The organism is Streptomyces sp. NPDC026673 (assembly GCF_040638135.1).
GTDB lineage: Bacteria > Actinomycetota > Actinomycetes > Streptomycetales > Streptomycetaceae > Actinacidiphila.
This window is the reverse complement of sequence record NZ_JBEZXR010000009.1, coordinates 76,545-95,230: the sequence shown is the minus strand read 5'-3', so window position 1 is coordinate 95,230 and position 18,686 is coordinate 76,545. Positions and strand designations below refer to the sequence as shown.

21 protein-coding genes are annotated in these 18,686 nt (G+C 72.7%); 9 read left to right on the top strand and 12 right to left on the bottom strand.

Annotated features, from left to right (window positions below):
- The first annotated feature begins 9 nt into the window (after positions 1-9).
- A complete protein-coding gene (locus AB0F62_RS10115) occupies positions 10-1,287 on the top strand; it encodes a thymidine phosphorylase (RefSeq protein WP_361794762.1) in 1,278 nt (425 codons plus the stop codon).
- An 82-nt stretch (positions 1,288-1,369) separates the two neighbouring features.
- Here the strand turns inward: AB0F62_RS10115 and AB0F62_RS10110 are convergent, their stop codons facing one another.
- Entirely contained in the window at positions 1,370-2,644 is a 1,275-nt protein-coding gene (locus AB0F62_RS10110; RefSeq protein ID WP_361794759.1) for an MFS transporter, read from the bottom strand.
- Between the two features lie 63 nt (positions 2,645-2,707).
- Here AB0F62_RS10110 and AB0F62_RS10105 point away from each other — a divergent pair, with 63 nt between their 5' ends.
- Positions 2,708-3,688 carry a LysR family transcriptional regulator gene (locus tag AB0F62_RS10105; RefSeq protein ID WP_361794756.1) on the top strand — a complete coding sequence of 327 codons (981 nt, stop codon included), beginning with the start codon at positions 2,708-2,710 and terminating at the stop codon, positions 3,686-3,688.
- Here AB0F62_RS10105 and AB0F62_RS10100 read toward each other — a convergent pair.
- Positions 3,675-3,875, bottom strand: coding sequence for a DUF5999 family protein (locus AB0F62_RS10100; RefSeq protein ID WP_361794753.1), 201 nt, complete (start codon positions 3,873-3,875; stop codon positions 3,675-3,677). The two genes, AB0F62_RS10105 and AB0F62_RS10100, sit on opposite strands and share 14 nt — an antisense overlap.
- A gap of 173 nt (positions 3,876-4,048) precedes the next feature.
- Complete coding sequence (locus AB0F62_RS10095; protein ID WP_361794750.1) at positions 4,049-4,834, bottom strand: dienelactone hydrolase family protein; 786 nt, start codon at positions 4,832-4,834, stop codon at positions 4,049-4,051.
- Positions 4,835-4,935: 101 nt separating this feature from the next.
- Between AB0F62_RS10095 and AB0F62_RS10090 the strand changes: the two genes are divergently transcribed.
- Positions 4,936-6,129 (top strand): adenosine deaminase, encoded by a 1,194-nt coding sequence (locus AB0F62_RS10090; RefSeq protein WP_361794747.1) that lies wholly within the window; start codon positions 4,936-4,938, stop codon positions 6,127-6,129.
- A gap of 166 nt (positions 6,130-6,295) precedes the next feature.
- Complete coding sequence (locus AB0F62_RS10085) at positions 6,296-6,625, top strand: hypothetical protein (RefSeq protein ID WP_361794745.1); 330 nt, start codon at positions 6,296-6,298, stop codon at positions 6,623-6,625.
- Between the two features lie 130 nt (positions 6,626-6,755).
- Here AB0F62_RS10085 and AB0F62_RS10080 read toward each other — a convergent pair whose 3' ends face one another.
- From AB0F62_RS10080 to AB0F62_RS10060, 5 genes are all read right to left on the bottom strand, one after another.
- Positions 6,756-6,956 carry a PspC domain-containing protein gene (locus tag AB0F62_RS10080; RefSeq protein ID WP_361794742.1) on the bottom strand — a complete coding sequence of 67 codons (201 nt, stop codon included), beginning with the start codon at positions 6,954-6,956 and terminating at the stop codon, positions 6,756-6,758.
- An 85-nt stretch (positions 6,957-7,041) separates the two neighbouring features.
- A complete protein-coding gene (locus AB0F62_RS10075) occupies positions 7,042-7,590 on the bottom strand; it encodes a VanZ family protein (protein WP_361794739.1) in 549 nt (182 codons plus the stop codon).
- Positions 7,587-8,246 carry a hypothetical protein gene (locus AB0F62_RS10070; RefSeq protein WP_361794736.1) on the bottom strand — a complete coding sequence of 220 codons (660 nt, stop codon included), beginning with the start codon at positions 8,244-8,246 and terminating at the stop codon, positions 7,587-7,589. The genes AB0F62_RS10075 and AB0F62_RS10070 overlap by 4 nt, the downstream gene beginning before the upstream one ends.
- The gene (locus tag AB0F62_RS10065) at positions 8,243-9,718 is read right to left on the bottom strand and encodes a HAMP domain-containing sensor histidine kinase (RefSeq protein WP_361794978.1); all 1,476 of its coding nucleotides are present in this window, start codon (positions 9,716-9,718) and stop codon (positions 8,243-8,245) included. Before AB0F62_RS10065 ends, AB0F62_RS10070 begins: the two co-directional genes overlap by 4 nt.
- Before the next feature lie 74 nt (positions 9,719-9,792).
- Positions 9,793-10,470, bottom strand: a complete 678-nt coding sequence (locus tag AB0F62_RS10060; protein WP_361794733.1) for a response regulator transcription factor — start codon at positions 10,468-10,470, stop codon at positions 9,793-9,795.
- Positions 10,471-10,659: 189 nt separating this feature from the next.
- On the opposite strand from AB0F62_RS10060, the gene AB0F62_RS10055 reads away from it, so the two are divergent.
- On the top strand, positions 10,660-11,436 hold the full coding sequence (locus tag AB0F62_RS10055; protein ID WP_361794730.1) for a SigE family RNA polymerase sigma factor: 777 nt from the start codon (positions 10,660-10,662) through the stop codon (positions 11,434-11,436).
- A 160-nt stretch (positions 11,437-11,596) separates the two neighbouring features.
- Here the strand turns inward: AB0F62_RS10055 and AB0F62_RS10050 are convergent, their stop codons facing one another.
- Entirely contained in the window at positions 11,597-12,220 is a 624-nt protein-coding gene (locus AB0F62_RS10050) for an ATP-binding protein (RefSeq protein ID WP_361794727.1), read from the bottom strand.
- Positions 12,221-12,391: 171 nt separating this feature from the next.
- Between AB0F62_RS10050 and AB0F62_RS10045 the strand changes: the two genes are divergently transcribed.
- Complete coding sequence (locus AB0F62_RS10045; protein ID WP_361794724.1) at positions 12,392-12,742, top strand: hypothetical protein; 351 nt, start codon at positions 12,392-12,394, stop codon at positions 12,740-12,742.
- A gap of 122 nt (positions 12,743-12,864) precedes the next feature.
- Here the strand turns inward: AB0F62_RS10045 and AB0F62_RS10040 are convergent, their stop codons facing one another.
- Genes AB0F62_RS10040 through deoC form a run of 3 tightly spaced genes read right to left on the bottom strand, consistent with a single transcriptional unit; the run spans position 12,865 to position 16,242 of the window.
- Positions 12,865-13,758, bottom strand: a complete 894-nt coding sequence (locus tag AB0F62_RS10040) for an aldehyde dehydrogenase family protein (protein WP_361794721.1) — start codon at positions 13,756-13,758, stop codon at positions 12,865-12,867.
- Positions 13,751-15,238, bottom strand: coding sequence for an aldehyde dehydrogenase family protein (locus tag AB0F62_RS10035; RefSeq protein WP_361794718.1), 1,488 nt, complete (start codon positions 15,236-15,238; stop codon positions 13,751-13,753). Before AB0F62_RS10035 ends, AB0F62_RS10040 begins: the two co-directional genes overlap by 8 nt.
- Positions 15,239-15,246: 8 nt before the next feature.
- Positions 15,247-16,242, bottom strand: coding sequence for a deoxyribose-phosphate aldolase (gene deoC / locus AB0F62_RS10030; RefSeq protein ID WP_361794975.1), 996 nt, complete (start codon positions 16,240-16,242; stop codon positions 15,247-15,249).
- A 131-nt stretch (positions 16,243-16,373) separates the two neighbouring features.
- On the opposite strand from deoC, the gene AB0F62_RS10025 reads away from it, so the two are divergent.
- The 3 genes from AB0F62_RS10025 (at position 16,374) to AB0F62_RS10015 (ending at position 18,640) form a co-directional block, all read left to right on the top strand.
- Positions 16,374-16,946 carry a SigE family RNA polymerase sigma factor gene (locus tag AB0F62_RS10025; RefSeq protein WP_361794715.1) on the top strand — a complete coding sequence of 191 codons (573 nt, stop codon included), beginning with the start codon at positions 16,374-16,376 and terminating at the stop codon, positions 16,944-16,946.
- A complete protein-coding gene (locus tag AB0F62_RS10020; RefSeq protein ID WP_361794712.1) occupies positions 16,943-17,908 on the top strand; it encodes a hypothetical protein in 966 nt (321 codons plus the stop codon). Before AB0F62_RS10025 ends, AB0F62_RS10020 begins: the two co-directional genes overlap by 4 nt.
- Before the next feature lie 78 nt (positions 17,909-17,986).
- Positions 17,987-18,640 (top strand): PH domain-containing protein, encoded by a 654-nt coding sequence (locus tag AB0F62_RS10015; protein WP_361794709.1) that lies wholly within the window; start codon positions 17,987-17,989, stop codon positions 18,638-18,640.
- Positions 18,641-18,686 lie beyond the last annotated feature (46 nt).

The window sequence follows — 18,686 nt, the reverse complement described above, 5'->3', positions numbered from 1 at the left end:
ACGTGAACCATGGACGCCATTTCCGTCATCCGCACCAAGCGCGACGGCGGCCGCCTCGGCGACGACCAGATCGACTGGGTCATCGACGCCTACACCAAGGGTGAGGTCGCCGACGAGCAGATGTCCGCGCTCGCGATGGCGATCCTGCTCAACGGCATGGACCGGGCCGAGATCGCCCGCTGGACGGCCGCGATGATCGCCAGCGGTGAGCGCATGGACTTCTCCTCGCTGCCCCGCCCGACCGCCGACAAGCACTCCACCGGCGGCGTCGGCGACAAGATCACCCTGCCGCTCGCGCCCGTGGTCGCGGCGTGCGGCGCTGCCGTGCCGCAGCTGTCCGGCCGCGGCCTCGGCCACACCGGCGGCACCCTGGACAAGCTGGAGTCGATCCCGGGCTGGCGGGCGCTGCTCTCGAACGAGGAGATGCTGCGGGTCCTGGGCGACACCGGCGCCGTCATCTGCGCCGCCGGCGACGGCCTCGCTCCGGCCGACAAGAAGCTGTACGCGCTGCGCGACGTCACCGGCACCGTCGAGGCGATCCCGCTGATCGCCTCGTCGATCATGTCCAAGAAGATCGCCGAGGGCACGGGCTCGCTCGTCCTCGACGTCAAGGTCGGCTCCGGCGCCTTCATGAAGAACCTGGAGCAGGCCCGGGAACTGGCCTCCACCATGGTGGGTCTGGGCACCGACCACGGGGTGAAGACCGTGGCCCTGCTCACCGGCATGTCCACCCCGCTGGGCCTGACCGCGGGCAACGCCCTCGAGGTCCGCGAGTCCGTCGAGGTCCTGGCGGGTGGCGGACCGGCCGACGTGGTGGAGCTGACCATCGCCCTGGCCCGCGAGATGCTGGACGCGGCGGGCCTGAGGGACGCCGACCCGGCCAAGGTGCTCGCCGACGGCTCCGCCATGGACGTGTGGCGCCGCATGATCGCGGCGCAGGGCGGCGATCCGGACGCTCCGCTGCCCGTGGCGCGCGAGCGGCACGTCGTCACGGCCGACCGGTCCGGTGTCCTCACCGGCCTCGACGCGTACGGCGTCGGTGTCGCCGCCTGGCGCCTGGGCGCCGGCCGCGCGCGCAAGGAGGACCCGGTGCAGGCCGGCGCGGGCATCGAGATCCACGCCAAGCCGGGCGCCGAGGTCACGCAGGGCCAGCCGCTGCTGACCCTGCACACCGACACCCCGGAGAAGTTCGACTACGCCCTGGCGGCCCTCGCCGGCGGCGTCGAGATCTCCCCGGCGGGCACGGCGTTCACGCCGGACCCGATCGTGTTGGACCGCATCGCCTGAGCACGGGTCGTGCCGCGGGTCGCCCCGCGGATCGGACGGCGGACGGGACCGGTGGACGCCCACCGGTCCCGTCCGCCGTTCGTCATGCCGGGCGTCCGGCGGGGACGGTGCGCCGGCGGGCCGTGGCCGCGCGCCGGGTGGCGTACACGGTGATCCCCGCGACGCCGAGGACCGCCCCCAGGCAGAGGGCGACGGTGCCGTCCCAGCCCGCGGCGTGGAAGGCGGAGGCGCCGAAGGTGCCGCCGAGGCTGTTGCCGATGTAATACGCGGTCAGGTAGAGCGCGGCGGCCTGGGCGCGCCCGGTGGTGGCGGTACGGCTCACCGCGCCGGAGGCGATGGCGTGCCCGGTGAAGAAGCCGGCGGTGATGAGGACCAGACCGGTCAGCACGGCCGCGAGGGAGTCGGCGAGGCTGAGCAGCAGCCCGCCCCCGGCCAGCACCACGGCGACGTACAGGGCTCCGCGACGCCCGAGGCGGGCGTGCAGGACGCCGGAGGCCGCGGAGGCGCCGGTGCCGACCAGGTAGACCAGGAAGATCAGGCCGATCGCGGTCTGCGAGAGACCGAACGGCTCGTCGGCGAGCCGGTAGCCCAGCACGTTGTAGACGGCGCCGAAGACCGCCATGAAGAGCAGCCCGATCAGGTAGAGCCGGCGCAGCAGCGGGGTGCCCAGGTGGCCGGTCACCGTGCGCCGGAGGGCGGCGGGATTGACCGGCCCGGGGCGGAAATTGCGGGCGGTGGGGATGAGCAGCCGGAAGGCGACCGCGCACAGCAGCGCCATGAGGCCCGCGGCGAGCAGTGCGGCGCGCCAGCCGAAGGCCTGCGCCACGGCCCCGGTCAGGACGCGGGAGCTCATGCCGCCGATGCTGTTGCCCGCCACGTACAGGCCGATCGCGGAGGCGACCGCCTTGGGGTGGATCTCCTCGCCGAGGTAGGCCATCGCCGTCGCCGGAAGCCCGGCCAGGGCCACACCCTGCACCGCGCGCAGCACGACCAGGGTCGTGAGGTCCGGAGCGAAGGGGATGACCAGGGCCAGCGCCGAGGCGCTGAAGACCGACGCCGTCATGACCGCCGTGCGGCCGTACCGTTCGCTCAGCGCGCTCACCGGCAGCAGGGCCAGCGCCAGCGCGGCGGTGGTGGCCGAGACGGTGAGGCTGGCCTGGGCCGGGCTCAGTGACAGGCCCGCCGAGAGCGCCGGCAGCAGGGCCTGCGTGGAGTAGAGGAGGGCGAAGGTGGCGAGACCGGCGGCGAACAGCGCCATGTTGGCGCGGCGGTATCCCGGTTCACCCGGGCGGAGCGTGGCGGCGGTGGAGGCGCCCGGCCGTGTCACGGTGGACGCCTCTGTATCGGCGGAAGGCATGTCCCCAACGTAGGCACGGGGCGTTTCATGCGTCCAATGCACGGACTCGCCATAATTGTTCCCATGGCGCATGAACCGAGGTCGGAGGCACCGGTGTCACCCTCCCGTGACGCAACAGACATACGCGCGGAGCTGGACAGCGCCTCCTGGGCGACGGTGCTGGCGCCCCGGCTCGCCCAATTCGCCGCCGTGGCACGGCACGAGCACGTCACGCGGGCGGCGCGCGAGCTGGGCGTTCCGCAGTCCACGCTCAGCCGGGCCATGGTGCGGCTCGAACTCGACCTGGGCGTCACGCTCTTCGCCCGGCAGGGGCGTACGGTCTCGCTCACCCCCGCGGGACGCGGCTTCCTGGCCTCGGTGGAGCGGGCGCTGGGCGAGGTCGAGCGCTCGGCCGAGTCCGTACGGGCCGACGCCGACCCGCAGTCGGGACGGGTCGCCTTCGGCTTCCTCCACACGCTCGGTCCGGAGACCGTACCGGCCCTGCTGCGGGCCTTCCGCGCCGACCATCCGCGGATCCGGTTCCAGCTCGCGCAGAACCACGGAGAGGCCATGCTCTCCGGGTTGCGCGCGGGTGAGCTGGACCTCTGCCTGACCTCACCGGTGCCGGACGCCCCCGACCTGGTGGGCCGCCGGCTCGACGAGCAGCGGCTGTGCCTGGTCGTCCCCGCCGACCACCGGCTCGCCTCCCGCCGCCGGGTGCGGCTCGCGGAGGCGTCCGGCGAGCTGTTCGTGAGCCTGGAGCCCGGCTACGGGCTGCGCCGCATCACCGACGCCCTGTGCGCCGAGGCGGGCTTCACCCCGCGGGTGGCCTTCGAGGGGGAGGAGGCGGAGACCCTGCGCGGCCTGGTCGCCGCCGGGCTCGGGGTGGCGTTGCTGCCGCCCCCGCTCGTTCCGCGCCCGGGGGTCGTGGAGCTGTCCGTGACCGCGCCGCGCGCGGTGCGCGAGATCGGCGTGGCATGGCTCGCCGGCCACCCCGACACCGCGCCCGTCGCCGCGTTCAAGAAGTTCCTGCTGGGCAGGCGCGGTCAGCTCATCCCGGACTGACGAGGTGGTCCGTCGGCCGGTGCGGTGTCACCACCCGGCCGTCGGGCAGTATCTCGCCGGTGTCCTCGAAGAGCAGGACGCCGTTGCACAGCAGGCTCCACCCCTGGTCGCCGTGGGATATCACCACGCGGGCGGCCTCACGGTCGGGAGCGTCCGCCGCCGGGCACGGCGGCTGGTGCACACACATGACTGACGCACCTCGGTTCCTCGCTGCTGGTCCGTGCCGTTCGACGGTCCGCTCCCGTCGCCCCGGCCTTCGCCCTTCTGCCCCTTCCGGTTGGCTGCCTCCATGCTGCGGCACACCACTGACACCCACCGTACGCCCGTACGGCACGGTGTCCCCGGGCCACGGCCCCGCGCTCAGCGCGGGTGGGCGCCGCGCCCGAAGCCCGAGGCCAGCGGCATGCGCAGGCCGAGCGGGGGAGGAGCGGCCAGCGCGTCGGCGACGGGGCGGGCGAAGGACCGTCCCAGGAGCGTCCCGAGGACGAAGTCCACGGTCAGGGCGGAGACTTCGGAGCGGTGGTCGTGGAGCAGGTGCCCGTCGGAGTGCACCTCGAAGCGGCACACGTCCCGGTTGACCTTCTTCACGCGCTCGGCCAGCCGGTAGGAGAGGTCGGGGTCGGTGGAGTCGTCGTTCGTCCCGTGCACGATCAGGACCTGGCGGCCTATCAGCTGCTTCACCGGATCGGGCTCCGGGGCGTCCGGTAGCCACGGGGCTATGGCGACCGCCGAGTTGACCGCCTGGTGGCCCGCGGCGTGCAGCGCGGCGCGGCCGCCCATGTCCATGCCGACGAGCGACACCGGCACGTCGCCGTAACGGCTGACGACCTCGTCGACCGCCCACTGCGCGTCCTCGGCCGGATGGGCGTGGCCGCCGTTCCAGCCCCGGAAGCGGTAGTGCACGACGTGCACGGCCAGGCCCTCGCCGCGTCCCGCCGCCCGCACCAGCCTGCGGGCGAGCGGCATCATCGCGGCGGCGGCCACGGGTGAGCGCCGCCGGGTGCTCAGCGCACTGCCCCCGGGCAGCAGCAGCACGGCGGCACGGACCGCCTCGTCGTCCGACTCCCGCCGTGCCGCCGGGTTCAGACCCGGTGTCACTCTCTTCCCCAACCGCGCACCACGCACCGGTAAAGCTTGCGAAGCCATGGCGTAACCATGGCAGACGAGGAGGTGTGCACGACCTGGCCGGGAGGTCAATATTCGGCATCGTCCAAGAGTTCTACGCGCGTAGGGGGTATGTTTCGGAAATGACGAGCTCAAGCACGCTCCCCTTCCCCGCGGGCGCGGCGGGGGCGACCCCCACGCCCGAGCAGATCCGCCGAGCGCCGAAGGTGCTGCTCCATGATCACCTCGACGGCGGCGTGCGCCCCGGAACCGTCGTCGACCTGGCCCGCGCGTCGGGGTACGACGGCCTGCCGGAGACCGACCCGGACAAGCTCGGCACCTGGTTCCGCGAGGCCGCCGACTCCGGTTCGCTGGAGCGCTATCTGGAGACGTTCTCGCACACGGTCGGCGTCATGCAGAGCCGCGACGCGCTCACCCGGGTCGCCGCCGAGTGCGCCGAGGACCTCGCGGCGGACGGCGTCGTCTACGCCGAGGTGCGCTACGCCCCCGAACTCCACGTCGAGGAGGGGCTCTCCCTGGACGAGGTCGTCGAGGCCGTCAACGAGGGCTTCCGCGAAGGCGAACGGCGGGCCCGCGAGGCGGGCGGCCGGATCCGGGTGGGCGCCCTGCTCACCGCGATGCGGCACGCCGCCCGCTCGCAGGAGATCGCCGAGCTGGCCAACCGCTACCGCGACCGCGGGGTCGTGGGCTTCGACATCGCGGGCGCCGAGGCGGGCTTCCCGCCCACCCGCCACCTGGACGCCTTCGAGTACCTGAAGCGGGAGAACTTCCACTTCACCATCCACGCCGGCGAGGCCTTCGGTCTGCCCTCCATCTGGCAGGCCCTGCAGTGGTGCGGCGCCGACCGGCTCGGCCACGGCGTGCGCATCATCGACGACATCGAGGTCGCGGACGACGGCACGGTCTCCCTCGGGCGGCTCGCCAACTATGTGCGCGACAAGCGCATCCCGCTGGAGATGTGCCCCACCTCCAACCTGCAGACCGGCGCGGCCGCCTCGTACGGCGAGCACCCCATCGGGCTGCTGCGCCGGCTGCACTTCCGGGTCACGGTCAACACCGACAACCGCCTGATGAGCGGCACGAGCATGAGCCGCGAGTTCGCCGAACTGGTGGCCGCCTTCGGCTACACGCTCGACGACATGCAGTGGTTCACGGTCAACGCGATGAAGTCCGCCTTCATCCCTTTCGGTGAACGTCTCGCGATGATCAATGACGTGATCAAGCCCGGATACTCGGAGCTGAAGGCCGAGTGGCTGTTCCGCCAGACGGCCGCCGGCACCACCGTGGCCAGCGATTCCTTGCCGGAAGAGGGCTGAGGCAGGGCCCGGCCCGCCGCCCCGGTGCGGGCCGGACCGGGTGCGGGGCGGCGGCGCGCGGCCGCTTGCACCGCCCCGCGTCCCGTCGATACGTTCCGAAATCCCGCGAACACGTTCCGTGTGTGCCGCGGCGGACGCACCATCCCCCATCACGAGGATCGCAACCATGAAGACCGGAACCGTCAAGACTCTCGGTGCCGCCGCGCTGGGCGTGGCCTTCGTCGGGGCCGCCGCCGGCGTCGCCTCCGCCGCTCCGACGGACACCAACCTGGGCCTGCCGAACGCCTCGACCCTGCCGGCGTCCGTCCCGGTCGCCAACGTGGCGAAGTCGGTCCCCGTCGACGCCGTCACCAGCGGCCTGCCGAAGTCCACCAACCTGGTCCCCGGGGTGCAGAACGCCCCCCAGGGCCTGAGCACCCTGCTCGGCGGCCTGCCGGTCGGCGGCCAGCTGCCGCTCGGTCAGCTCCCGCTGCAGGGCCTGCCGATCGGCGGCTGAGCGCCCCGCGCGCGAACGGCGGACGGGCCGCACCCTTTCGGGGTGCGGCCCGTCGGCATGGCGGCCCGTCGGCGTCGCCGGCTCGTGGCCTCCCGGGATCGCGGGGTCGCGCGACCCCGCGATCCCGGCCTCATATGGCGGAGGACTTGCGCCCCTCGTCCGGCAGCAGCAGCCACAGCGCGAGGTAGAGCAGGAACTGCGGTCCGGGCAGCAGGCAGGACAGCAGGAAGATCACGCGCATCGTGGTGGCGGAGGTGCCGTACCGGTCTGCGAGGCCGGCGCAGACTCCGGCGATCATCCGGCCGTGACGGGGGCGGACCAGTGCGGACATGGCGGTTGCTCCTTCGGGAGGTCCCGGCCGGTCTCTCCGGCCGATGACTTCACCGTACGGGCGCATACCGCCGCGAATCGTCGCTCTACGGAGCGATCCCGACCCTGGGAATCCTCGGGGTCCGCCCCTGAGGGCCGGTCGGCGCGCGGTTCTCCCGGCGGACGCTGCGCCGGCGTGCCCACGCGCGGGCGGCGGGCACCACCGCGAGGTGGGCCAGGGCGACGCCCGCCGTGTTGAGCAGCAGGGCGTCGACATCGAAGATCTGGCCCGGGACGCCGGTCTGCACGAACTCCAGGGCCAGCGAGATCATCAGCCCCGCGAAGACCGTGCGGGCGAAGGAGCCCGGGGCCGAGACCCGTACCCGGCCGCCGGCCATCGGCAGCAGCACGCCCAGCGGTGCCAGCAGCGCCAGCCCCGCGCCGATCCGGCGGGCCGCCACGGCGGGTCCGAGGGCGAGGTCGGCGCGAATGGAGGCGAGCGGGCGCAGGTTCGGGGCGTCCACCCACGGCACGTACTGCGGGCGCAGCATCAGCCACCCCACCAGAGCCAAATGGACCGCGGCGAGTATCAGGCCCACCGCGCGCAGTTTCGGGAGAGAGCCGTCGCGCCGCACGCCTGGAAGGACGCCTGTCATTTCACGGCGGTTCCAGCGGTTTCCGCGGCCTCGGGATCGGTGCGCAGGTCGCCGGTGCAGGTGAAGCGGCGTACCGGGGTGTCGTCCGAGCCGCCCAGGAGCACGCCGCCGCCCTCGGACACCGCGGCCGAACCCGCGTAGGTGCACACCAGTTGGGCGAGCGCGAACGGCGGCAGGTCGCCCAGCGGGGCGCTGAGCCGGAGCGACCCGCGGGGGTCGCCGCGGCGCGGCCCTTCCACGGCCAGATCGCCCTGCACGGCCGTGGTGAAACCGGCCGCGGACTCTCCGCCGCGCGGCTTGCGCTGCAGTTCGCGCAGGAGCAGCACGGCCATCGCCGACTGGTCCAGCCCCACGGCCCGCACCGTGCGGTTCACGCCGGCCACCTGGGCGCTGCACACCAGGTACACCCGGGCGGTCGAGCCCTGCGGCGATGCCGAGGCCGTGGCCGGGGCGGTCGCCTCCTCGTCCGGCACCGCGCAGGACACCCTGGAGGGCGCCGGTCCGGCGTCCACCGGCACCGAGGTGGTACGGATGCCGCAACCGGCCAGCAGGACGGTACCGAGCACGGTCAGGAGGGCGGCGCGCCGGCGACGGGCGGTACCCGCGGACGGGAGGCGCGGGGCGTCCGGGGCGGCGCCCCGGGACGGCTGCGTCACTTGCTCTCGTTCCCTTCCTCGGTGTCGGGTGCCTGGCCCGCCCCGGTGCGCATCGGCAGTCGCAGCGTGAACACCGCGCCACCGCCCGGGTTGTTGGCCGCGGTGATCTCGCCGCCGTGGATGTGCGCGTTCTCCAGGGCGATGGACAGGCCGAGACCGCTGCCCTCGGAACGCGCCCGGGAGGCGTCGGCCTTGAAGAACCGGTCGAACACGTGCGGCAGCACGTCCTCGGGGATGCCGGGGCCGTTGTCGGCGACCTCGACCACGAGCTCGTCGCCGTCCTGCCGCACCTTGACCCGCACCGGTGAGCCGCCGTGCTTGAGGGCGTTGCCGATCAGGTTGGCGAGGATCACGTCCATGCGCCGAGGGTCGAGCAGCGCGATGATGCCGCGGGGCGCGTCCAGCTCCACCGCGTCCAGCCACGCGCGGGTGTCGATGCAGGCGGTGACCAGGTCGGAGACGTCGACGTCGTCCAGGACCAGGCGCGCGGTGCCCGCGTCGAAGCGGGTGACCTCCATCAGGTTCTCCACCAGCTCGCCCAGCCGCCTGGTCTCGCTCACCACCAGCCGTACCGCCGGGGCGATCATCGGGTCGAGGGAGTCCGCCTCGTCCTCGAGCACCTCGGCCACCGCGGTGATGGCGGTCAGCGGGGTCCGCAGCTCGTGCGACATGTCGGCGACGAAGCGGCGGCTGGAGGCCTCGCGCTGGCTGAGCTCGTCGACGCGCCGTTCCAGCCGCTCCGCGGTGCGGTTGAACGTCCGTGACAGCTCGGCGAGTTCGTCGGTGCCGGTGACCCGGAGACGGGTGTCGAGCTTGCCGTCGCCGAGCCTCCTGGCGGCCTCGCCGAGCCGGGCCACGGGCCGCAGCACGGTGGAGGCCGCGGCCTGCGCCAGCAGTGCCGCCCCGATCAGGGCGAGGGCGGTGGCGATGCCGAGCGACCAGGCGAGCGAGTTGAGGTCCTTCCGCTCGGCCTCCAGCGACTTGAACATGTAGCCGGTCGGGCCGCCGCCGATGACCTTGGCCCCGCCCACCAGGTACGGCTGCCCGTTGAGGGTGACCCGCTGCCAGTACAGGTGGTACTGGGCCGGGTCGCCCGCCTTGGGGTTGCGCTTGCTGACGGCCTTGCGCAGGGCCGGGGGGACCGCGTCCAGCGAGAACCCGTCGCTCTGCGACTTGGTCGCGCAGCGCTCGCCGTCCGGCCCGGTGCCGATCAGCAGCACCTGGTAGCTCTGGGTGCTGGTGCCGATGCTGCGTGCGGCGTCGGCCAGTTTGTCGCAGGACGGATACCGCGGCAGCGAGCCCGCGTTGCGGGTCATCGAGGCCCGGAAGTCGTTGAGCGCGGCGTTCTGGGCACGGGTCAGCACGGCGTCGCGGTTGAGCCAGTACGCGATGCCGGAGGCGGAGACGGCGGCCGCCAGGGCGACCGCGGCGAACACGGCGACCAGCCGCAGGCGCAGGCTGGTCAGCCGCAGCAGCCGTGACCTCCAGCCGCCCAGCCGCTGATCCGTCTCGGTGTCACCGGCCGTGTCGTCGTGGTGCGGTGGGTTCACGCCGGCGCGTCCAGGCGGTACCCGACGCCTCGCACGGTACGGATCAGGGTCGGCGACGACGGCACGTCCTCGATCTTCGCGCGCAGCCGCTGCACACAGGCGTCCACCAGGCGCGAGTCGCCCAGGTAGTCGTGCTCCCACACCAGGCGCAGCAACTGCTGGCGCGACAGGGCCTGCCCGGGACGGCGGCTCAGCTCCAGCAGCAGCCGCAGCTCGGTCGGGGTGAGCTGCAGATCCTCGCCGTTCTTCGTGACGGTCATCGCCGAGCGGTCGATGACGATGCTGCCGAAGGCGGCCGAGTCGGAGCTGTCCCGCTCGCCCCGGCGCAGCACCGCGCGGATGCGGGCGTCCAGCACGCGCGGCTGGATGGGCTTGACCACGTAGTCGTCCGCCCCGGACTCCAGTCCCACCACGACGTCGATGTCGTCGCTGCGCGCGGTGAGCAGGATGATCGGCAGCTGGTCGGTGCGCCGGATGCGGCGGCACACCTCGAAGCCGTCGATGCCCGGGAGCATCACGTCCAGCACGATCAGGTCCGGCCGCTGCTCACGCAGCAGTTTCAGCCCGTCCTCGCCCGTCGCCGCGGCCACCACACGGTGGCCCTGGCGCGACAGGGCGAGTTCGAGGCTCGCTCGGATGGCGTCGTCGTCCTCGATCAGCAACAGGAAAGGCACGTCGGCATTCTCTCCCAAGAGGGGGTGCGGAAGGTACCGCCGTCGTCTGTGACGGGCCTGTGACACTTGGCGGACAGCGCCATGAAACTGGCACGGCAGGCTATTGGTCATCGACGGGGACGCCCACCGGGGCGGCCCCCGCCGGACGGGTACGAAGACCAGGCCGGCTCCACCCACGGGGGGCGCGAAATGAACGCACTGCACAGCACGACGACCACCGCAGTCCTTCAGCCGCGCCTGCACACCGCGGGCCGGGGTGTCGAGAAGTCCGGTGCCACGGGCGGGCGGGGGTGCGCTCGTGGCACCGGGCGTCAGGTGGTCCGCAACCGTCCGCCGTACATCACGGCGATCGAGGGCGGTCACGGGGGAGACGGGGGGCACGGGGGTGTCGCCTACGGAGAGGCCACGGGGGCCCGGGAGATCCCGGGGGAGCGGTGCTTCACGGCGGAGGCGGACTTCACCGCCTACGTCCAGGAGCGCCGGGCCTCTCTGTACGCGACCGCCTACCACCTGACCGGCGATCGCTACGAGGCCGAGGACCTGCTGCAGAGCGCGCTGTTCTCGACCTACCGGGCGTGGGACCGGATCAGTGACAAGGCCGCGGTCGGCGGCTACCTGCGCCGGACGATGACCAACCTGCACATCAGCGCCTGGCGGCGCCGCAAGCTCAACGAGTACCCGACCGAGGAGCTGCCGGAGACGGCGGGCGAGACGGACGCGATGCGCGGCACCGAACTGCGGGCCGTGCTGTGGCAGGCGCTCGCCAAGCTCCCGGAGCCGCAGCGCACGATGCTGGTGCTCCGTTACTACGAGGGCCGCACCGACCCGGAGATCGCCGAGATCCTCGGCATCAGCGTCGGCACGGTGAAGAGCAGCATCTGGCGCTCCCTGCGCCGGCTGCGCGAGGACGAGACGCTCAGCGCGGGCGTCGACGAGGAGGCGGCGTTCGGCGAGCTGGTGGCCTGACGCCGGGGGGGAACGGGGGAACCGGGGGATCGGGGAAACGGGGGGATCCGGGGGATCCGGGGGGATCCGGGGGATGCAAGAGGGAGCGGTCGCGCGCAGCGGGGGGTCCGCGCGCACCGCTCCCTCACGCATGTCCTTACGGACGCGCGCGCCGTTTCGTTCAGACCTGAACGGCGGAAGGCGCGAAATGGGCGCGACCGATCCGTTCCAGCGCCTCGTCGCGGTCGCACACATGCGCCCCGAGCGCCGCGTGCCGGGCGACGATGTCCCGCTCGGCCCGCATCAGGTGCCAGCCCCGGCGCAGCAGGAAGGACAGCGACTTCCGGCCCTCGCGCAGGTCCCGGACGAAGCGGCGGCGGGCGGTGGTGACCGCGCCGCGGCTCAGGCACAGCGCGTCGGCGAGCACGCCGAGTTCGGCGCAGCGCGCGACGATGTCGGCGGCGAAGATGCCCTCCGCGATGAAGAGCGGGGCTCCGCCCAGGCCGACCTCCGTGTGGCCGGTGACAGAGCTGGAGGAGATCTCGTACACCGGGACGGCGGTGCTGCCCTTGGCGCAGAGCTCGGCCACGGCGGCGACGGCCGCGTCGGCGTTCCAGGAGAGCGGTGAGTCCCAGTCGGCGCCGATGCCGCTCGGCAGCATCGGGAGGGTCGGGTCGTCGCCCTCCTTGTAGAAGTCGTCCAGACGCAGGACCGGCAGCCCGGCACGGGCGGCGAGCGAGGACTTGCCGGACCCGGAGGGGCCGGTCAGCAGGATCACGCGGGTGGCGGGAGGGTGGGAGCTCACGGGACACCAGTGTGCGGCATTACACCTTTGGAGTGACCCACCGGGACATGCTTTGGAAGCGTGATGTTCAACCGAATACGGTACGTGACGTCATTGTCGCGTACGGGAACGACTGCCGGGCAGCCCGGACGGGCCCCGTGCGCGGACCGGCGACCAGGCAGGTGGATCTTGATGCCGCAGTTCTCCCGCACGCTTCTCCGCGCCGCCGTCCTCACGGTGTCGTCCCTCGCGGCCGTCGCCTCGGCGGGGGCGGCGCACGCGGACGCCCAGAGCGAAGGATCGGCGACGGCCGCCAAGGCCGGTCGGGAGGCGACGTCGGCCCTGATCGGCACGGTGAACCATCTCCCGGTCAACCCGTTCGCGCAGACCAGCGTCAACCCCCTGGACAACGCGGTGGGTTCGCAGGTGGCCGACTTCAAGCCGGTCTCCACCGCCGACGTCACCAAGCCCGTCGCCGACAGCCGCACGGTCGCCGACCTGCCGCTGCTCGGGGACGCGGTCAGGACGCTCCAGGGTCGCTGACGGCTCCGGAACGCGTACGGCGGCGGGCCCCCGCGGGGACACATCTGTCGCGGGGGCCCGCCGCCGGGTCGTGCGGGCGATGCCGGTCCCCCGGCGGCGGGACGGGCCGCCGGGGAACCGGGTCAGTACGCGGAGCCCGAGGACGCGCCGGCACCCGCGGGGTGCCAGACCGTCTTGGTCTCCAGGAAGGCCGTCATGCGGTCCGTTCCGGGCTCGGCCACCCAGTCCACAGCCTGTGGACGCAGCACCCGCTTGAGGTTGTCCGCGGCGGCGATCTCCAGCTCCCTGGCCAGACCGGCGTCGTCCACCGTCCCCGCCAGGTCCAGGGCGTTGACGTCCATGTGCGCGGCCAGCGTCGGAGCGACCTCGGAGGTGCGGCCGGACAGGATGTTGACGACACCGCCCGGCAGGTCCGAGGTGGCCAGCACCTCGCCCAGCGACAGCGCGGGCAGCGGGGCCTTCTCACTGGTCACCACGACCGCGGTGTTGCCGGTGGCGATCACCGGGGCGACCACCGAGACCAGGCCCAGGAAGGACGACTCCTGCGGCGCGACGACCGCGACCACACCGGTCGGCTCCGGGCTCGACAGGTTGAAGTACGGCCCCGCGACCGGGTTGGCGCCGCCCACGATCTGGGCGATCTTGTCGGTCCAGCCCGCGTACCAGACCCAGCGGTCGATCGCGGCGTCCACCACGGCGGCCGCCTTGGACTTCGACAGCCCCTCGGCCTCGCCGACCTCGCGGACGAACTGCTCCCGGCGGCCCTCCAGCATCTCCGCGATGCGGTAGAGGATCTGCCCCCGGTTGTACGCGGTCGCGCCCGACCAGCCGGCGAAGGCCTTGCGGGCGGCGGACACCGCGTCACGGGCGTCCTTGCGGGAGGACTGCGGGGCGTTGGCGAGCCACCTGCCCTTGGAGTCGGTCACCTCGTACACCCGCCCGCTCTCGCTGCGGGGGAACTTGCCCCCGACGAACAGCTTGTAGGTCTTGAAGACGGAGAGCCTTGCGTCAGACATCGAGGTACGCCTCCAGACCGTGGCGGCCGCCCTCGCGACCGAAGCCCGACTCCTTGTAGCCGCCGAAGGGCGAGGTCGGGTCGAACTTGTTGAACGTGTTGGCCCACACCACGCCGGCGCGGAGCTGGTTCGCGACCGACAGGATGCGCGAACCCTTCTCCGTCCAGATACCGGCCGACAGGCCGTAGGGGGTGTTGTTGGCCTTCTCCACGGCCTCGGCCGGGGTGCGGAAGGTCAGCACCGACAACACCGGGCCGAAGATCTCCTCGCGGGCGATGCGGTGTGCCTGGGTGACCCCGGTGAAGAGCGTCGGCGCGAACCAGTAGCCCGCGGACGGCAGCTCGCAGGCGGGTGACCAGCGCTCGGCGCCCTCGGCCTCGCCGGCCTCGGCGAGCGCGGTGATCCGGGCCAGCTGCTCCGCGGAGTTGATGGCGCCGATGTCGGTGTTCTTGTCCAGCGGGTCACCGACGCGCAGCGTGGACAGCCGGCGCTTGAGCGCGTCCAGCACCTCGTCCGCGACCGACTCCTGGATCAGCAGGCGCGAACCGGCGCAGCAGACCTGGCCCTGGTTGAAGAAGATGCCGTTGACGATGCCCTCGACGGCCTGGTCGATCGGCGCGTCGTCGAAGACGATGTTCGCGCCCTTGCCGCCCAGCTCCAGGGTGACCTTCTTCTTCGTACCGGCGACGGTACGGGCGATCTGCTTGCCCACGGCGGTGGAGCCGGTGAAGGCGACCTTGGAGACGCCCTCGTGCGCGACCAGCGCGGCGCCGGCGTCCCCGTAGCCGGGCAGGATGTTGACGACGCCCTTGGGCAGGCCCGCCTGACGGCAGATGTCGGCGAAGAAGAGCGCGGACAGCGGGGTGGTCTCGGCCGGCTTGAGCACGACCGTGTTGCCGGTGGCCAGGGCCGGGGCGATCTTCCACGCCAGCATCAGCAGCGGGAAGTTCCAGGGGATGACCTGGCCGGCCACGCCCAGCGGGCGGGGGTTCGGACCGTAGCCGGCGTGCGACAGCTTGTCGGCCCAGCCGGCGTAGTAGAAGAAGTGCGCGGCGACCAGCGGGAGGTCCGCGTCGCGGGTCTCCTTGATCGGCTTGCCGTTGTCCAGCGTCTCCAGGACGGCCAGTTCGCGCGAGCGCTCCTGGATGATCCGGGCGATGCGGAACAGGTACTTGGCGCGCTCGGAGCCGGGCAGCGCCGACCAGGACTCGAACGCCTTGCGGGCGGCCCTGACGGCCCGGTCCACATCCGCCTCGCCGGCCTGGGCGACCTCGGCGAGGACTTCCTCGGTGGAGGGGCTGACGGTCTTGAAGACCCTGCCGTCGGCGGCGTCGGCGAACTCGCCGTCGATGAACAGGCCGTAGGAGGGGGCGATGTCGACGACGGAACGGGACTCCGGCGCCGGCGCGTACGCGAAGGCGGAGCCCGGCCTCTGCTGCTCGGCGGGCTGGGTCTGCTGGGTCTGCTTGGTCTTTGTCATCGGAGTTCTCAGTCCACCGTCACGTAGTCGGGACCGGAGTAGCGGCCGGTGCTCAGCTTCTGACGCTGCATGAGCAGATCGTTCAGCAGGCTGGACGCACCGAAACGGAACCACTCGTTGCTCAGCCACTCTTCGCCCACGGTCTCGTTGACGATGACCAGGAACTTGATGGCGTCCTTGGAGGTGCGGATGCCGCCGGCGGGCTTGACGCCGACCTGGACGCCCGTGGCGGTGCGGAAGTCGCGCACCGCCTCCAGCATCAGGAGGGTGTTGGCCGGGGTGGCGTTGACCGCGACCTTGCCCGTGGAGGTCTTGATGAAGTCGGCGCCGGCGAGCATGCCGAGCCAGGAGGCGCGGCGGATGTTGTCGTACGTCGCGAGCTCGCCGGTCTCGAAGATCACCTTGAGGCGGGCGGAGGTGCCGTCGGGGCGGCGGCAGGCCTCCTTGACGGCCTTGATCTCCTCGAAGACCTTCAGGTACCGGCCGGAGAGGAAGGCGCCGCGGTCGATGACCATGTCGACCTCGTCGGCTCCCGCGGCGACCGCGTCGGCGGTGTCGGCGAGCTTGACCGGCAGCGCGGCCCGGCCGGCCGGGAAGGCGGTGGCGACGGAGGCGACGCGCACGCCCGAGACGCCGAGCGCCTCCTTGGCGACGGCGGCCATGTCCGGGTAGACGCAGATCGCGGCGACCTGGGGGGTCGTGCGGTCGGTCGGGTCCGGATTGACGCCCTTGGCGCACAGCGCCCGGACCTTGCCCGGGGTGTCCGCGCCTTCGAGCGTGGTCAGGTCGATCATCGAGATCGCCAGGTCGATGGCGTACGCCTTCGCCGTGGTCTTGATCGAACGGGTGCCGAGGCTTGCGGCGCGGCCTTCGAGACCGACCGCGTCGACGCCGGGCAGCCCGTGCAGGAAGCGGCGCAGCGCGGCGTCGGAGGCCGTGACGTCGGACATGGACGCCAGCCGGGCCGCGGCGTCGGGGCCGTGAGCGGGAACAGTGGTGGGCATGGTCACCAGACCAGCATATCTACGCGCGTAGCGAATGTCACCGGTGGGGAGGGATCCGTCCGATCCCGTGCGCGGGGCCCGGCAACCGAATCCGCGAAAGCGGTGGTCTGGTGGGTTGAAGGGGGTCATCGATGAATCCAGACGACGAGGCGCAGTTCCAAGGCTACGTCCGCGCCAGATGGGCCCATCTGGTCCGGACCGCCTACTTGCTCACAGGTGACGGGCATCACGCGGAGGACCTGGCGCAGACCGCGCTGGCCAAGGCATACCGGTCATGGCGCCGGGTGCAGCGCAGCGACAATCCGGACGCCTATGTGCGGCGCATTCTGATCACGTGCAACAAGGACCGGTTCCGCAAGAAACGCGTGGCCGAACGGCTCACGGACGCGCCGCCGGACGGCCCCGGAGCCGATCCCACGGCGCGGGTGGCGCTGCGGGAGGAGCTGCTGGCGGCGCTCGGCGAGCTGCCCGCCCGGCAGCGTGCCGTGGTGGTGCTGCGGTACTGGGACGACCTGTCGGAGACCGAGGTGGCCCATGTCCTGGGCTGCTCGGCCGGGACGGTCAAGAGCCAGGCGGCCCGGGGCCTGGCGAAGCTGCGGGCGCGGCTGGGCACGACCGTTGCGGCCGCGCGGAAAGCGGGCGCCGGTACGGGGACGACATGGATCACGGCGGACAGCGGAAAGGTAGGAGGGGGAGTCCGATGAGGGACAAGGCAGACGCCCTGGGGCACGGCCCCGCGGAGCAGGACACGGAGTTCGAGGCGCAGCTGCGCGAACTCCTCGAACACGAGACGGACGGGTTCCGCGCGGGCGAGGCGCCCTACACCTCGATCGTGCGGCGGGGCAGAACGGGCCGCAGGCGCCGTCTGCTCGCCGTCGGGGCGGGGCTGGCGGCCCTGGTCGCGGTGCCCGGCACGGCGCTCGCGGTGCACTACCAGCCGGACGGCCAGAGCACGACCGCGCTGCCGGCACAGGACGCCCGGCCGTCCGCGGCGGCGAGCGGCGCGCAGTCGCGCCCCTCCGCGCCGGCCCGGGCGAGCGGGCCCGAGGGGCCGCTCACGCCGGGGCAGCTCGTGGACGGCATCACGCTGGAGCGGGCGGGCGAGGCGCTGGAGCGGTGCCTGGCCTTCGACAGGGCGCACCAGCGGACGGCAGTCGGACTGCGGGGCAGTGACCTCGGCAAGGTCGAGGACTACCGCGTGATCCTCGCCCTGAACGCCACAGGCGACAAGAACTCCCCCGGCGACGGCATCCGGGTCGTGGCCGTCGGCACCTCGGCCGACAAGCCGGTCCGCTTGATCTGCACCGACAAGGACGGTGAGACGCAGGGCCTCAACACCAGCATGGGCGCCGACACGTATGCGGGCGGCGGACCGGTCTTCCCGGACATCAACTCCTACAGCCTCTACAAGATGGGCACCGCCACCGGCCCGGGCCTGCCGTACCGCTTCCCCTTCCGCTGGGGCAGCGTCGGCACGGTCGAGCCGGGAGTCGCCAAGGTCACCGTCTCCTACGGCGGGGTCACCCAGCAGGCCGCGCTCGACCACGGCTACTTCGTCGCCACCGGTGTCCTCAGCCGGGCGGTGACCTCTCTGCCGCGCATCAAGGGCTACGACGGGGCGGGCAAGCTCGTCTACGACTCCACTCAGGACAAGGGGTACGAGTAGGCAGCCGCTGACGCCGATGCACTAACGCAACCTCCGCCCCGCGGGGCGCGAGGCCGGGGTCAGGCACAATCTGATCTCATGACGAGTTCCGAGAACCCCGCCCCCGAACCGCAGCCCGGGCCCGGGCAGCCGAAGTACGCCGAGCGCTCGTACCGCTCGGCGGCAGGCATCACCGGCGGCGTGCTCATGCTCGCCATCACGTTGTGGCTCGGGATCGACGCCATCGTCCGCGGCACCGGCCGCACGCCCTGGCTGGCCCTCGCGCTGATGCTGCTGATCGTGCCGCTGGTCGTCGCGTTCACCCTCCGCCCGGCCGTCTACGCCGGTGACGACCGCATCCGGGTGCGCAACCCGTTCCGTACCGTCGTCGCGCCGTGGAGCGCGGTGGAGGGGCTGCGGTCGGGGTACTCGACCGAGCTGTTCGCCGGGGGCGAGAAGTACCAGCTGTGGTCCATCCCCGTGTCGATGCGCGCCCGGAAGCGGGCCGCCCGGGCCAAGACGCGTGCCGCGGCCGCGGGCGACCCGAGCGCGACCGTGCACCCCCGTCCCGGCACCTCGGACCGTACGCGCGCGTGGTCGGACCAGGCGGTGGACGATCTGCGGGAGCTGGCGGAGAAGAACGCGGCCCGCGACACCGCGCAGGGCGAGGTCACGGTCCGCTGGGCGTACGAGGTGATCGCCCCCGCGGTGGCGGGAGCGATCGTGCTGATCGTCCTGCTGGCGATGGGCTGAGCCGGCCGCCGGCACGGCGCCGGAACAATGCCGCCGCCCCGGTCGT

Excerpts from the sequence above, each read along its gene's own strand:
- AB0F62_RS10115 (WP_361794762.1), top strand. The coding sequence starts at position 10 with ATGGACGCCATTTCCGTCATCCGCACCAAGCGCGACGGCGGCCGCCTC.
- AB0F62_RS10110 (WP_361794759.1), bottom strand. The coding sequence starts at position 2,644 with ATGCCTTCCGCCGATACAGAGGCGTCCACCGTGACACGGCCGGGCGCC.
- AB0F62_RS10105 (WP_361794756.1), top strand. The coding sequence starts at position 2,708 with ATGGCGCATGAACCGAGGTCGGAGGCACCGGTGTCACCCTCCCGTGAC.
- AB0F62_RS10100 (WP_361794753.1), bottom strand. The coding sequence starts at position 3,875 with ATGTGTGTGCACCAGCCGCCGTGCCCGGCGGCGGACGCTCCCGACCGT.
- AB0F62_RS10095 (WP_361794750.1), bottom strand. The coding sequence starts at position 4,834 with ATGGCTTCGCAAGCTTTACCGGTGCGTGGTGCGCGGTTGGGGAAGAGA.
- AB0F62_RS10090 (WP_361794747.1), top strand. The coding sequence starts at position 4,936 with ATGACGAGCTCAAGCACGCTCCCCTTCCCCGCGGGCGCGGCGGGGGCG.
- AB0F62_RS10085 (WP_361794745.1), top strand. The coding sequence starts at position 6,296 with ATGAAGACCGGAACCGTCAAGACTCTCGGTGCCGCCGCGCTGGGCGTG.
- AB0F62_RS10080 (WP_361794742.1), bottom strand. The coding sequence starts at position 6,956 with ATGTCCGCACTGGTCCGCCCCCGTCACGGCCGGATGATCGCCGGAGTC.
- AB0F62_RS10075 (WP_361794739.1), bottom strand. The coding sequence starts at position 7,590 with ATGACAGGCGTCCTTCCAGGCGTGCGGCGCGACGGCTCTCTCCCGAAA.
- AB0F62_RS10055 (WP_361794730.1), top strand. The coding sequence starts at position 10,660 with ATGAACGCACTGCACAGCACGACGACCACCGCAGTCCTTCAGCCGCGC.
- AB0F62_RS10045 (WP_361794724.1), top strand. The coding sequence starts at position 12,392 with ATGCCGCAGTTCTCCCGCACGCTTCTCCGCGCCGCCGTCCTCACGGTG.
- AB0F62_RS10040 (WP_361794721.1), bottom strand. The coding sequence starts at position 13,758 with ATGTCTGACGCAAGGCTCTCCGTCTTCAAGACCTACAAGCTGTTCGTC.
- AB0F62_RS10035 (WP_361794718.1), bottom strand. The coding sequence starts at position 15,238 with ATGACAAAGACCAAGCAGACCCAGCAGACCCAGCCCGCCGAGCAGCAG.
- deoC (WP_361794975.1), bottom strand. The coding sequence starts at position 16,242 with ATGCCCACCACTGTTCCCGCTCACGGCCCCGACGCCGCGGCCCGGCTG.
- AB0F62_RS10025 (WP_361794715.1), top strand. The coding sequence starts at position 16,374 with ATGAATCCAGACGACGAGGCGCAGTTCCAAGGCTACGTCCGCGCCAGA.
- AB0F62_RS10020 (WP_361794712.1), top strand. The coding sequence starts at position 16,943 with ATGAGGGACAAGGCAGACGCCCTGGGGCACGGCCCCGCGGAGCAGGAC.
- AB0F62_RS10015 (WP_361794709.1), top strand. The coding sequence starts at position 17,987 with ATGACGAGTTCCGAGAACCCCGCCCCCGAACCGCAGCCCGGGCCCGGG.